The organism is Bacteroidetes bacterium endosymbiont of Geopemphigus sp., assembly GCF_002904345.1.
GTDB lineage: Bacteria > Bacteroidota > Bacteroidia > Flavobacteriales > Blattabacteriaceae > GSPS2-BC2016.
Genome location: NZ_PEIH01000005.1, coordinates 521,833 through 536,157, shown reverse-complemented (window position 1 = coordinate 536,157; position 14,325 = coordinate 521,833). Strand labels below are relative to the sequence as shown.

Below are 14,325 nucleotides of genomic sequence, written 5' to 3'. Positions count from 1 at the left end.
GTCCTTAAAGAATAACGCTCAGATTTTGTTAACTGATATAAGATATTTATATTTGCACCCTTGGAAGAACTGAATAGTTTATTTGTTCAGCCAAACACTAATTTATAAAAAAACGTGGATAGTTTAAGTTTTAAAACGATTTCGGTGTCCAGGTCAGCTTTGCAAAAGCGCTGGTTGGTCGTTGATGCAACCGACGAAAGCCTTGGCAGGCTTGCCTCTAGCGTTGCTAAAATTATAAGAGGAAAGCACAAGAGTTCTTTCACGCCCCATATTAATTGCGGGGATCATGTAATTGTCATCAATGCCGAAAAAATCGGCCTTAAGGGAAATAACTGGGAAGTTAAAGAATACATTCGTTATACAGGTTATCCCGGTGGTCAGCGCTTTACGAGCGCTCGCGAGCAATTGATTAAAGACCCTCGTATCATTATAGAAAAAGCTGTTAAAGGTATGTTACCAAAAAATCGTTTAGGAAATCAGATTTCCAAAAATCTTCACGTACATACGGGCTCTAATCACGGGCATGAAGCTCAGAAACCTGTAGTGTTCAACTTTACTAAAAAGCATTAATTGATATGGAAATTTTTCACACCATAGGAAGAAGAAAAAACTCAGTAGCGCGTTTGTACTTAGCTCCGGGGGAAGGAAAAATAACTATTAACCAGAGGGATTATAATGATTACTTTCCACAAGAACTTCTTAAGTATAAAATCCTTCAGCCTTTTTCACTTACTGAAAGTATCGACAAATTTGACCTGAGGGTCCGCGTTTGCGGAGGAGGGGTCAACGGACAAGCCGAGGCTATACGTTTGGCCATTTCTCGCGCGCTTTGTAATTTGGATACAAATCACAGAGCTCTATTGAAACCTGAAGGTTTTCTTACTCGTGATCCGAGAAAAGTAGAACGTAAAAAATTCGGAAGAAAGAAAGCACGCAAGAGATTCCAGTTCTCTAAACGTTAAATTATTTAATTGAAATTTATCAATAATAAAAAGAAAACCTAATTGGTTTAGCGTCCAAACCTTAACCCGTTTTGCGGTTGATTTGCTAGTCTGAAATAAGACGCAGGAACTTAAACTAATTTATAAATTAAATGTCAAAAGCAAGTATTCAAGAGTTACTAAAAGCGGATGTCCACTTTGGGCATTTATCACGAAAATGGTGTAACCACATGGCTCCGTATATCTATATGGAGAAAGATGGAATTCATATTATAGACCTTTACAAAACTTCAGTAAAGCTACAAGAAGCTTGTAAAGCCATAGAGGGTATTGTCGCTTCAGGTAAGAAAATGCTTTTTGTAGCTACAAAAAAGCAAGCTAGAGAAATAGTTGCGGAGACTTCTGAGAAGAACAATATGCCTTATGTCACTGAGCGTTGGCTGGGTGGTTTGCTCACTAATTTCGTTACCATTCGTAAGGCAGCTCGCAAACTCAACACAATTGAGCGAAAAAAGAAAAGCGGCGCTTATGATTCTATATCAAAAAAAGAACTCTTAATGGTGGATCGCGCCAAGGCAAAACTTGAACGAAATATCGGATCGATTGCAGATATGACCCGCCTTCCGGCTGCTATTTTCATAGTAGATATCTTTCGTGAGAGCATTGCCCTTAGAGAAGCTCAAAAACTCAATATCCCCATCTTTGCCATGGTAGATACCAATTCTGATCCTAGGGAAGTGGATTACGCCATACCTGCTAATGATGACTCTTCAAAATCCATTGCGATTATTTTTAAATATTTAAGCGAAGCTATGGCTGAAGGACTTTCTTCGAGAAAAGCTGAGCGAGAAAAGCAAAAATCCGAAGTTAAAGAAAAAAATCAACCTGAAGAAGCCACAATTATAGAGAAAGAAACCTAGCAAGTTCAGGCAATCTCTGGTAAAGAATAATATATTGCTTTATATAAGACAAGCTTTGATTTTGTCTTAAAAATATCTATTAAAAATGTATCAGGTAACCGCTGACCAAGTAAATAAGTTAAGAAAAAAGACCGGCTCTGGCATAATGGATTGTAAAAAAGCCCTTACGGAAGTCCAGGGTGATTTTGACAAGGCTATTGATTTACTTCGCAAAAAAGGTCAAAAGATCGCGATGAACCGCTCTGATCGTGAGGCTAATGAGGGTGCGCTTGTAGCTAAGGTAAATACAGCAGGAACAAAAGGTGTAATCGTAGGTTTGAATTGCGAGACGGATTTTGTCGCCAAAAACGATAATTTTACAAAACTAGCTCATGAGCTGGCTGAAAAAGCTCTTATCTATAAAGATAAAGAAGAATTTTTAGAAGCTCCTATAGGAGCTATTACTGTCAAAGAAAAGCTTATCGAGCAAACCGGAGTGGTAGGGGAAAAGCTTGATCTAGGTACTTTTGAATTTCTTGAGTCTCCTTTTGTAGCTTCTTATACTCACCACGGAAATAAAATAGCTACATTAATAGGATTTTCAATAGCCCCTGAAGGGGTGGATCAAGTAGGTAAAGATTTGGCTATGCAGGTAGCTGCTATGAATCCCATGGCTTTAACTGAGGAAGACTTATCAGTCGATCTGATCGAAAAGGAAAAAGAAATCGCTAAGGAGCAATTGCGTAAAGAAGGTAAGCCCGAAAATATGCTTGAGAATATCGCTCAGGGAAAGTTAAAGAAATTTTATTCTGAAAATACCCTTATCCATCAGTCCTTTATCAAGGATCAAAAATTATCTGTCGCAACTTACTTAAAAAATTTTGATACCAGTATTCGCATTACTGCCTATAGAAGAGTAGCCCTGTAGGTTTCATATACGATCTAAATAAAAAAACTAACTTTATAGGAAAGTTAGTTTTTTTATTGCTGCTTTGGAAAGCCCTTTGTTTTATAAATCGCTACTTTTTTCCGTTATCTCTATAGATGATTATAGTTTCATCCTGAAGTTCTAGATGCGAAGTGATGTAAATTCTTATATTCTTCCAATCCCTAAGCCATAAAAGCTGTGGCACATAGCCATCAGTGCTGATGCAATCCTCTGCTATTACCGAGACAGAAAGGATGTTGTTTTGTACAGGATAGCCGATTTATGGCTTATGGTAAGGCCGTATGTTTTTTTCATTTTTCTTATCCTCTTTGAATTTTCTGTACTTTCCCGAAGTAGCTATGATTTTATCTTCAAGAGAAAATTTGAAAAAAAATTTTCTCCAGTGGTTCATTTTCCAGAGGTTTTTCAATACCTACTTGCCAGATTTTTCCCTTTTATTTTTTTCTCTTGGCCTGATTTCTCTTCTAATATCAATTATATAATTAAGAACACCTTTTTATTCCAGATAATTTCCAACGACATCTACCACATACCCCTTAAGCTATAGCGTTACAATCTAAAAAACACCTTTTGAATTGTAAACTTTACCGTTTTTAACAAGCACTTTTTTCAGATCTGTTTTTTTCATCAGCGATTTTACCATTAAAGAATCCAGCAATCCATCTGCTCCAGGCTTCGGACCGAAGCCCCATAGGTTAACCAAAAAGCACCTCTAGAGTTTTTGTGAATCTCTCGGGTTTTATTTAGAATAATCTGAAAATGTTTATTCATCTCTATTGGTGAATTCCCTTCATTAAATTTTGATATATCAGATTCGGGCGTGTAGATTGAAAACGTCAGAATCATCTCTTCAAATAGCAAATTTATAGAAGTAGCATAATTTTCTGTGCCTCTATATTTGATGTGATAGTAAGTGCCGAAGACTTTTCCTTTGAGTTCAATGCTCTCTGATTTTCCTCGCAGGAGGAAAAAATCAGAGAGCTTGCATAACATAAAGCTGAGCATATTTATAAATATGGCTGTATAATTTTGATTTTAAAGCCTAATGTACACCATCAATTTTGCACTACTTTTCTGTGATTTAATTTGATAAATTAAAGTGGAGATAAGAATAAATAAAAACATAGGATGTAATAGGAATCTTCTTATGTAAAATCCAGCTTTAAAACCTTTGTTAAAATGAGTATCTATATAATAAGTATTATATGGGCATAGATATAAGAAACATGCAAGTGTAAAAGACCAAAAAAAACATATAATCTCTGCGAAGGAAAAGCAAGTAAATTATTCTTATGGAAAACGAGCTATTGAGAAGGTATCGCAAGCTTATGGAGATAAGATGCCTTGAAAGATCAATATCGGGAAAACTTTTTGCTGATCAGAAATGTTTAAAACAAATAATCAATGAATCAAAAATATATTCATATCTTCTTGCTAAAATCAAATAAATAAATAACTTATTAGTAGTTTTCTATACACATGGATATTATTTTTTCGCTTTTAAAAAAAATAATCCATACTATTATTAAAGTAAGAGTACTTCCATAAATAAGAGAAGGAAATAAGTAATCATGTGAGATCTCTTGATATTCACTATAATAGAAATATATACAATTTAGCAGACCAATTCTCACTATATTGAGTAGATGAATAAAAATTATGCCTATTAATGCAAAAGCCAGGGTTCTGAGCTAGCTCGATGAGAAGGCGAATACAAAAGATATAAACAGAATTATAATTGATATTTAGTTACATCTTTCGGTAATTACGCTTTTAATCTTTTCGTTTACAGCTACTTTTGGCCAGAGAGTTTTTTAGTAGAAAAACTACTTCTGTAGATATCCCTAAAAAATGTATGCTATCCCTCGTTACTTCCATAGTAAAAAGATCTTCTATTCTTCGACCCTCTTTGTAATAAGACAGATATTTTGTATAAAAAAATTTTAATACAATACAAACTAAAATGTATTTAAATATAACGAAAAAGGTTTAAATATATACATTAAATTTTAAATCCATGTAATATTAACAATATAAATACTATTGGGAAAAATCTTTTTATAAAAGAGCTAAATTTGCCTTAGCTTTAGTACAGTAAGTCATTTATGAAAAAACTCTTATTAATAATTCTCGATGGCTGGGGTATTCCACAGGATGCTTCAGTATCTGCGATATCTTGCGCACAGACTCCTTTTGTGGATGCTTGTTATGATAAATATCCAAATACCCAAATTCAAGCTTCAGGTCTTGCCGTGGGACTTCCTCAGGGGCAGATAGGCAATTCCGAAGTAGGACATATGAATTTAGGAGCAGGTCGCGTGGTTTATCAAAATCTGGTTAAGATCAACAGAGCGATAGAAGATGGTTCACTTGCTCAAAATATCACGCTTCAAAGAGCTTTTCAATACGCTAAGATAAACGCTAAAAAAATACATTTTACGGGCTTACTCTCCGATGGAGGGGTGCATTCCCATATCCAGCATCTTTTTGCATTATTAGACGCTGCTTACGCAAGTGGCTTAGAAGATGTTTTTGTCCATGCCTTTACCGATGGTCGCGATACTGATCCGATGGGAGGTAAATCTTATTTAACACAACTGCTTAAACACTTTAAAAAATCTACAGGGCAGCTAGCAACGGTAACGGGACGTTATTACGCCATGGATCGTGACCAACGCTGGGATCGAGTAAAAAAAGCTTATGATGTGATGACAAGAAGCATTGGGCAAAAAAGTACAGATGTAGTTAAATCTTTTGAGGATTCCTATACCAAAGGATTTACCGATGAATTTATTGAGCCTATTGTCATGACTGACGCTAAAGGAGAGGCCATAGCGAAAATGACCTCGGGAGATGTGGTTATCTGTTTTAATTTCCGCACCGACCGCGGAAGGCAAATCACCGAGGCGCTTACCCAGAGAGATTTTCCTGAAGAAAATATGAGCAGATTGAATCTGTATTATGTAACGATGACGTCTTATGATCACAGCTTTAAGAATGTAGAGATACTCTTCCAGGAGGAAGATCTCCGCGATACTCTGGGGGAAATTCTTGAAAAACATGCTAAAAAGCAGATTCGCATAGCTGAAACGGAAAAATATCCACATGTGACTTTCTTTTTTTCCGGAGGTCGCGAAAAACCCTTTAAGGACGAGAAACGTATCCTTTGTTCATCACCCAAGGTAGCCACTTACGACTTGCAGCCCGAAATGAGCGCAACTCAGTTATGTGATAAGATTATACCGGAGCTCAATAAAAAAGAAGCAGATTTTATCTGCCTAAATTTTGCCAATCCCGATATGGTAGGTCATACGGGTGTGATGCAAGCAACTGTAAGGGCCTGTGAAGTGGTTGATAGCTGCGCGCACGCAGTTTGCGAGGCGGCAATGGCTAATGATTATGCCGTAATTATGCTGGCTGATCATGGTAACGCAGAGTATATGATCAACCCCGACGGGACTCCTAATACAGCGCATACTACCAATGAAGTTCCTTGTTTTTTTATGCATAAAAACACCCATCCTGCTCTTAATAAAGGAAAATTAGGAGATATAGCGCCAACTATCCTTGATTGGATGGACCTTGCGCAACCTCTTGTAATGACCGGAGTTTCTCTGTTTTCAAAATAAATAGCTTATGGAAGCCAAAATTATTTCTGTGAACTTTGACGAAACCATCGTTGAAGATGCCTACCCCGTTATCGGTAATTTGCCTTTGATACGCTTAAGAAACTTGAACAAGAGGGCTACAACTTATCTTCTGAACCTGTTGCAGCGGAAAATCGCTGGAAGACGATATAGTCTTTTGCAGAAAGAAACGGACTGACTTTTATACCGTTAATGATAGCTTTGAAAATGAATCTTATAATTTCGCGGAAAGCAGCGGTAAGATCCAGGCTGATATTTTTATCGATGATAGAAATCTTGGAGGTTTTCCCGGATGAGGGGGCTGTTTATCAGATTATTAAAAACCGTGCGGCCATAAAAGTGATTTATTCTTTGAGTCCTGAGTTAGTTCCTCAAATGAAAAGAGGATTTTTTAAATGGTTCGCCCGATGATTTGTTTAAAAAACGCAGATGAAATTTCCTTAATCAGAGAAAGCGCTCAGTTGGTTTCCAAAACCCTTGGTATGCTGGCTTCGGAAATCCGGCCGGGTATTGACACTCTTTATTTAGATCTTATGGCAGAGGCGTTCATACGCGATCATGGCGGTATACCCGGTTTTTTAGGGCTTTACAATTTTCCTAATACCCTTTGTATATCGCCTAATGAGCAAGTGGTACACGGGATTCCTAATGATAAAGTTCTGCGTGAGGGAGATATTGTCTCCATAGACTGTGGTGTGTTGATGAATGATTATTATGGCGATCACGCTTATACTTTTGAGGTAGGTGAAGTGAAACCTGAGATAAAAGAATTGTTAAAAGCTACAAAAGATTCTCTTTATATCGGAATAAACGCTTGCAGGAAAGGTCATCGCACGGGCGATATTGGTTATGCCATCCAAAATCATGTGGAACAATATGGTTACGGCGTGGTGCGCGAACTTGTGGGACATGGGCTTGGTAAGCAGATGCATGAAGATCCTCAAATACCCAATTATGGAAGCAAAGGTCATGGAATGAAGCTCGCTGAAGGGATGGTATTGGCTATTGAACCCATGATCAATCAAGGTACTCATAGGGTGAGATTTCATAAAGACGGCTGGACGGTTACTACCGCCGATAAAAAACCTTCCGCTCATTTTGAGCATGACGTGGCTATAGCAGAAGGAAAGCCGATTTTGCTTTCTACTTTTGATTATATCTATAAAGCTCTGGGTATTTCCTCAAAAGAGGAAGCACCTTTTTTACCTCAGTGAATTCTTATGAATAAGGTTTAAAACGAATAACGAAGGGCAATCTTATTTTTTAAACGCTCCTCTCGCTGTGCCTTCTAGTTCATTTTATTGCACGCAAAGCCAATTCATATGATCTTTTATTATTTTAAGGCAAACTCCTATATAAACTTCATATAAGCAAGAGTTTAAATACTTTTTACTCTTTGTCCAGGGATGTAAGCATTTTTGTCTTTTATCACCCGCTGGTTTTTCTATCGAACGCTGATGACTCTTATAGATTCAAAAATCTCATTTTAATTCAAGGTTTTTTTATTATTTTGTATGACGCTCTAAGCGTTTATTGTATTTACTACTTTAGATTCAAAGTATCGATAGAAAGCCTTTACAAAAACCTGAGCCTTTGCTAGAAAAAGATGAATAGCGCCCCCTGAAGAAGAAAGGTAAACTTATGTCCTTTAAGATATAATATATCAAAGAACTCAGTAAAAAACGACGCATCTATTGAACAAATCGACATATCTGCTCTTGAGCACGTCAAGGAAGAGCAATAAGAAGCGCTAACGACAGTTAAACAAACCAAAATATTACCCGCATCAGGACGAAACGCGATACAACATGACCACTCCGGTCGTAAAAAGCTCTTCTTCACATAAAAGCATAATTGCCTTAGAGTATAATTAATAAAAAACACCTTTTTCTTTTAAAAATATTTTATTTGAGATAATACGTTATTATAAAAATAATAGGTGATTTATATGATATTGATAAATAATAATGAATATATTATTTAAGTCATTGTTTTATAAATTTTATAATAATGATTATCAAATTTTTTATATGTACTTCCCTCAGAATTTACACAGTCTTTTTCTGTGTAGTTTACTAACTAGTAACTAAATTATAGAGAGATATTTGATTTAGCTTAAAATCAATATTTATGAAAAGGGCGGATTTGCCCGCGCGCTTGCTTTTGAGAGAGAATTTCAATTCGTCTTTACTATTAGCAATAGTAATGATTGCCCTTGTGTCATTTCTGTAAAATCCGATGGGTTTAATTTTAGTCTGACACCTGGGACTGAATATGATGCGGGTCACTATTCTAAAGGTCCTAATCTCAACTTTAACACGTAATATACTATAGATACGATCCAAAGTTTATAAAGCTGATAATACTTGTTGAAGTAAAAAATTCACACTATTTTAGTATTAATTTTTTTGTTATTATAAAATAATACTACATTTTCTAACCAAAACGTATTAACTTTTATGAAAAGAATAATCACTTATTTATCTTCGTGCTCTCTTTTTGCAACAAATGCGCTCAAAGCGCAAGAGATTACCCCTTTTAAAAACTCTCTTGAGAGAAGTAAACTTAATTTCGGGATTAAGGCAGGGGAAGGTATCGCGGGTATTTCAAATTTTGATAAGGTGATTTTTCCCACTCTTCTAAAGTTTAAAGATTTTACTACAGATAAGAAAGAAAAAATTAAAAATATTTAGAAAAATTTTAAAAAAATTAATAAGTTGAAAACTTTATCTACTTTTTCATACACCGCCGGAATGTATGGAGGCTATAGATTTAATGATTCCCTTTCTCTGCAAAAAGAATTGATCTATTCTAAACAATGAGTGAATATTAAACATACAGAACTTGGAGGTAAACTTTCTATAATAATCTCTTATACTAACATACCCATCCTGGTGCAGGATACCTTTTCCGAAGGAATTTATATAGAAAGCCTGGTCCAAAATTCGGTTTTCTTTCCAGTAAGAGTCTTGATAATTCCGAAGATGGTTTAGAAAAAAAAAGTTAATAATCATTTTAAAAACAATCTTAACCTTAATAAATTTGACCCTATGTTAGCCCTAGGGGCAGGTTATCATTTTAATGATAGATGGAACTCTAATCTTCGTTATACATAATACCTGGGTAAGGTAGCAAAAGACATAAAAGAATCCACTAAAAACTCTCAATTTTAAGTAGGTGTAGATCATACGTTTTAAAATAGATTTCCGATATTTTACGAAAACTTCTTAAAAAGCTTCGGGAATAATCCCAGGTTTTTTTTTATTTCTGTATGGTAATAGTATTTATTTTTTTCTTATATATAAAGACAAAAAATTTGTAAATTCATTAAAACAAAAATCAAAATATCCTATGGAGTTATCAGGGCAGATGAGAATGGAGGTTATATAGATAACTTTCCCTGAGCTTATCGAGCGTGATTTCGATCAGATATAAACGTTCTTATGTAAAAAAGCTCAAAGTATCATAAGGAGTTAAACAGATAAACCCTGATGAGTTTCAGATGGTATGCTTCTTTGCTGCTCAAACAGTGGGTCAAAAACCTTAGATCTTAAAGGGTACTTACAGGCGGACTGATTTCACACATATCAACTTAAAAAACGGAAGTGCTTTAACAAGGATGAGAAGCTTTTAGCAAGAGTCAGTGTTTTATATACTAATAAAAATTTAACTAATGATATCTCAGAATTAATATGAATTTTATTTAATAAATAATATAATTATATGTAAAATAATTAAAATAAATATTAAATACTATATTAAAAATATATTATATGATATAGTTATCTGCTTATCACTTATAACTAGGTATGCTCTTCCTTATTGCGTTTTGGAGTAAAATTTTTCTCATAAAGAGCGTGTTGATTCAGTGAATTGTTGACTTCTGATAGAAGGAATGCCAGATGATTGTATTCATTTGCCTAATTATACTAACGAACTTTATATCGATTTTTCATTAAAATCCGATATAAATGATAAATGTAAATAAAGAGAAGAATTTGGTTTCATCAGGATCTCTGGAATGGTAATACAAAAGTCGTTAAATTCCTCATAACAAAAGCTCTCGATGTAAATGCTAAAGATAAGAGTGGTTACATCCAGCTTCATTGAGCAGCTATTAATCTTGCTAATGTTAATAATGCATAAAGAGGCAGTTAAGCTTATCCTAGTAAAGGGCCCCGTATAAGCTAAAGATGGGAACACTTTGTTTCATTATATTGTTTAAAATAGGAAAACAAAGACTCTTAAACTTCTTATAGCAAAAAGAACCAAAGTAAGACCTAGAAGATCATAATGTTCAAACTCTACTTTATTCAGTAGTTTTTAGGGACAATACAGAAGTTGTCAAGCTTCTTACAGCTAAAAGGGGGTAGATTGTGAATGCTAAATATTTGATGGGAGAACCTCGCTTCATGTGTCTATCCCTATACAAGGGTTATCAATTCTCTTATAAATGCAGGCGTTAAGGTAGAGTTCAAAGATAATTGAGCTAAATGGTTTGATAAGAATGGAAATCATAGAGAGGTTATGAACCTATTTAAGATTGCTCGAGCGAGAAAACCAAAGATGATAAAGAAAAGCCCCATTTGATTTAGCTCACTTTAAGTAGATTTTAAAAAATAGCTTGAACCATATAAAGATTCGCCTACTGCTATAAAAATTATCAGATAAATATATTTATTATAGACTAAAGCCGCCCTTTTGTAGGGCTGCTTCTAGAGCCTATTGGCATAGTTGAAAAGTTTTTTAAAAGAAAAATTTATGACACAGGAAAGGCCTCGGTTGAAGATTTCTAGCAACTTTATAAAGAATTTAAATCAAATAGGTTTTTTTTACAGAAAAAAAAACATAGCTTAGCACCCTAATTTATCTAAATTGAGTTTTCCTAAGATAAGCTTTTATGCCAACGATACAACAGTTAATAAGAAAAGGAAGAGAAGTTTTTAAAAAAAAGAGCAAATCTGCAGCCCTTGACTCCTGTCCACAACGCAGAGGCGTATGTACACGTGTTTATACAACCACTCCAAAAAAGCCCAACTCGGCGATGCGTAAAGTTGCGCGGGTACGCCTAACCAATGGAAAGGAAGTGAATGCCTATATTCCCGGGGAAGGTCATAACCTGCAAGAGCACTCTATTGTTTTGATCCGCGGTGGAAGAGTAAAAGATTTACCCGGAGTACGTTACCATATATTGCGTGGAGCTATGGATACCGCGGGTGTTCAGGGACGTAAACAAGCGCGTAGTAAATATGGAGCGAAACGTCCAAAAGATAAAAAATAGCCTTAATAGCAACACGAAGTTATGAGAAAAGCCAAAGCGCAGAAAAGACCTTTACTTCCCGATCCAAAATTTAACGACACTCTGGTTACTCGTTTTGCCAATAATTTGATGAGAAATGGCAAAAAAATATTGGCGTATACCATATTTTACGACGCTATGGAAAGAGTAAAAGAGCGCAACGAGGATAAGGAAAAAAGCGAACTTGAAATTTGGAAGCTAGCGCTAAGCAATATTATGCCTCATGTTGAGGTCAGGAGTCGACGTGTGGGAGGAGCCACTTTTCAGATTCCCATGCAAATTCGTCCTGATAGAAAAATATTTATGGCCATGAAATGGCTTATACTTTATGCGCGTCGCAGAAAGGAGAAAAGCATGGCGTTAAAACTTGCTTCTGAGATCCTTGCGGCAGCTAAAGAAGAAGGAGCGGCGGTAAAAAAACGTGTGGATACTCATAAAATGGCAGAATCGAACAAAGCCTTCTCACATTTCAGGTTCTGATCATGGCAAAAGATTTAAAATTCACTCGGAATATAGGTATAGCCGCCCATATTGACGCGGGTAAGACTACTACTACTGAGCGCATTCTTTTTTATACAGGTATTACCTATAAGATAGGTGAGGTACATGATGGCGCCGCCACCATGGATTGGATGGCTCAGGAGCAGGAGCGCGGAATTACCATTACCGCAGCCGCCACTCGTTGTGAATGGGACTATGTTAAGGACAAATACAACATTAATATTATAGATACGCCCGGGCATGTTGACTTCACTGTAGAGGTGGAGAGATCTTTGCGTGTTCTTGATGGTATGGTTGCGCTTTTCAGCGCTGTGGATGGTGTGGAGCCTCAATCGGAAACCGTATGGCGTCAGGCTGATAAATATGGTGTTCCGAGGATAGGTTTTGTTAATAAAATGGATCGTCAGGGGGCAGACTTTTTCAATGTCTCTCGTCAGGTTAAAGAAATGCTTGGGGGAAATCCTTTGCTTCTGCAAGTTCCTATAGGTAACGAGGCAGATTTTAAAGGCGTGGTAGACCTTATCTCCAATCAAGCCATCATATGGAATGAAGATGATTATGGAATGACTTATCAGACCGTTGCCATTCCTTCAGATCTTCAAGAAACCGTTGCTGAATATCGTGGAAAACTCATTGAGGCTGTTGCGGAATATGATGATAGTCTTATGGAGAAATTCTTTGAAGATCCGGACTCAATTTCTGAAGATGGGTTGATTGAAGCTTTAAGAAAGGCTACTGTTCAGATGAAGGTGATTCCCATGCTTTGCGGATCCTCCTTTAAAAATAAAGGTGTACAAGCTATGCTGGATGCAGTATGTCGCTATCTTCCTTCTCCTTTGGATGTAGAAGGCATTGTTGGAATGAATCCTAAAACCGAGAGTCAGGAAAAAAGAAAACCTAGTGAAAACGAACCTTTTGCTGCTTTGGCTTTTAAGATTGCTACAGATCCTTTCGTAGGGCGTCTGGCATTTTTTCGCGTTTATTCCGGAAAACTCCATGCGGGCTCTTACGTACTTAATACACGCTCGGATAGTAAGGAGAGGATTTCACGTATTTATCAAATGCATGCCAATAAGCAAAATCCCATCGATACTATTCAAGCTGGTGATATTGGGGCTGCTGTAGGATTTAAAGATATTAAAACCGGCGATACTCTTTGTGATGAAAAGAAACCTATCGTTTTAGAGAGCATGTCCTTTCCGGATCCGGTAATAGGTTTAGCGGTAGAGCCTAAATCTAAGGTTGATATTGATAAGATGAGTATGGCTCTTTCGAAACTTTCCGAAGAAGACCCTACAGTTCAGGTACGTACGGATGAGGCCAGTGGACAAACCATTCTATCGGGAATGGGTGAGCTCCATCTTGAAATCATCATCGATCGTATGAAAAGGGAGTTCAAGGTAGAAGTGAATCAAGGAAAGCCTCAGGTAGAATACAAAGAAGCGCTTACTACAGAATATCAACATAGAGAAGTCTATAAAAAACAAACCGGAGGTCGGGGTAAATTTGCGGATATCCTATTTAGGATTGAACCAGCTCAAGAAGATAAGAATTCTCTGGAGTTTGTCAACGCTATAAAAGGGGGAAATATTCCAAAGGAATTCATTCCCTCTGTAGAAAAGGGTTTTAAGCAAGCGATGAAAAGCGGACCACTGGCAGGCTATGAAATCGATGCAATGAAGGTCACTTTATTAGATGGTTCCTATCACCCTGTGGATTCCGATCAATTATCGTTCGAACTGGCAGCAAAGATTGGCTTTAAGGAGGCGGCAAAGAAAGCCAAGCCTGTGTTGCTTGAACCTATTATGAAGCTTGAGGTGGTCACTCCGGAAGAAAATATGGGAGATGTTGTAGGTGATTTGAATCGTCGGCGTGGTGTAGTACAAGGTATGGATGATCGTAACAAGGCTAAAATAATTAAAGGGCAGGTTCCTTTAGCTGAGATGTTCGGTTATGTGACTACTTTGCGTACGCTCTCATCAGGACGTGCCACCTCTACAATGGAATTTTCCCATTATGAAGGAGCTCCACAAAATGTCGCTGAAGGAATTATAGCTAAGGTAAAAGGTACTAATGTTTAAGTTAAATC

The 14,325-nt window shown here is 36.5% G+C and carries 14 protein-coding genes; 11 read left to right on the top strand and 3 right to left on the bottom strand.

All coding sequences use genetic code 11. The annotated features are described in order from the left end of the window. Positions 1-114: 114 nt before the first annotated feature. The 4 genes from rplM (at position 115) to tsf (ending at position 2,768) form a co-directional block, all read left to right on the top strand. The gene (gene rplM, locus CS842_RS03880) at positions 115-570 is read left to right on the top strand and encodes a 50S ribosomal protein L13 (RefSeq protein WP_103327567.1); all 456 of its coding nucleotides are present in this window, start codon (positions 115-117) and stop codon (positions 568-570) included. Positions 571-575: 5 nt separating this feature from the next. After that, on the top strand, positions 576-962 hold the full coding sequence (gene rpsI, locus CS842_RS03875; protein WP_103327566.1) for a 30S ribosomal protein S9: 387 nt from the start codon (positions 576-578) through the stop codon (positions 960-962). A 131-nt stretch (positions 963-1,093) separates the two neighbouring features. Further along, a complete protein-coding gene (gene rpsB / locus CS842_RS03870) occupies positions 1,094-1,861 on the top strand; it encodes a 30S ribosomal protein S2 (protein ID WP_103327565.1) in 768 nt (255 codons plus the stop codon). A gap of 85 nt (positions 1,862-1,946) precedes the next feature. Then, the gene (gene tsf / locus CS842_RS03865; protein WP_103327564.1) at positions 1,947-2,768 is read left to right on the top strand and encodes a translation elongation factor Ts; all 822 of its coding nucleotides are present in this window, start codon (positions 1,947-1,949) and stop codon (positions 2,766-2,768) included. Positions 2,769-3,048: 280 nt separating this feature from the next. On the opposite strand, the gene CS842_RS07445 is transcribed toward tsf, so the two are convergent. The 3 genes from CS842_RS07445 to CS842_RS07890 form a co-directional block, all read right to left on the bottom strand. After that, on the bottom strand, positions 3,049-3,180 hold the full coding sequence (locus CS842_RS07445; RefSeq protein ID WP_265614158.1) for a hypothetical protein: 132 nt from the start codon (positions 3,178-3,180) through the stop codon (positions 3,049-3,051). A 251-nt stretch (positions 3,181-3,431) separates the two neighbouring features. After that, positions 3,432-3,782 carry an FAD:protein FMN transferase gene (locus CS842_RS03860; protein ID WP_195909862.1) on the bottom strand — a complete coding sequence of 117 codons (351 nt, stop codon included), beginning with the start codon at positions 3,780-3,782 and terminating at the stop codon, positions 3,432-3,434. A 467-nt stretch (positions 3,783-4,249) separates the two neighbouring features. Next, positions 4,250-4,471, bottom strand: coding sequence for a hypothetical protein (locus tag CS842_RS07890; RefSeq protein WP_146037490.1), 222 nt, complete (start codon positions 4,469-4,471; stop codon positions 4,250-4,252). Positions 4,472-4,894: 423 nt separating this feature from the next. Here CS842_RS07890 and gpmI point away from each other — a divergent pair, with 423 nt between their 5' ends. The 7 genes from gpmI to fusA all read left to right on the top strand — a co-directional run bounded on the left by gpmI (position 4,895) and on the right by fusA (position 14,317). Next, positions 4,895-6,418, top strand: coding sequence for a 2,3-bisphosphoglycerate-independent phosphoglycerate mutase (gpmI, locus tag CS842_RS03855; RefSeq protein ID WP_103327562.1), 1,524 nt, complete (start codon positions 4,895-4,897; stop codon positions 6,416-6,418). Positions 6,419-6,643: 225 nt separating this feature from the next. Beyond that, a complete protein-coding gene (locus CS842_RS07165; protein WP_241518434.1) occupies positions 6,644-6,847 on the top strand; it encodes a hypothetical protein in 204 nt (67 codons plus the stop codon). Further along, positions 6,844-7,650, top strand: coding sequence for a type I methionyl aminopeptidase (gene map, locus CS842_RS03845; protein ID WP_103327561.1), 807 nt, complete (start codon positions 6,844-6,846; stop codon positions 7,648-7,650). The genes CS842_RS07165 and map overlap by 4 nt, the downstream gene beginning before the upstream one ends. Before the next feature lie 1,245 nt (positions 7,651-8,895). Then, positions 8,896-9,129, top strand: coding sequence for a hypothetical protein (locus CS842_RS03840; protein ID WP_103327560.1), 234 nt, complete (start codon positions 8,896-8,898; stop codon positions 9,127-9,129). Positions 9,130-11,336: 2,207 nt separating this feature from the next. After that, a complete protein-coding gene (gene rpsL, locus CS842_RS03835) occupies positions 11,337-11,717 on the top strand; it encodes a 30S ribosomal protein S12 (RefSeq protein ID WP_103327559.1) in 381 nt (126 codons plus the stop codon). 21 nt (positions 11,718-11,738) lie between these two features. Next, positions 11,739-12,215, top strand: a complete 477-nt coding sequence (gene rpsG / locus CS842_RS03830) for a 30S ribosomal protein S7 (protein ID WP_103327558.1) — start codon at positions 11,739-11,741, stop codon at positions 12,213-12,215. A gap of 2 nt (positions 12,216-12,217) precedes the next feature. Then, entirely contained in the window at positions 12,218-14,317 is a 2,100-nt protein-coding gene (fusA, locus tag CS842_RS03825; RefSeq protein ID WP_103327557.1) for an elongation factor G, read from the top strand. Positions 14,318-14,325: the final 8 nt, after the last annotated feature.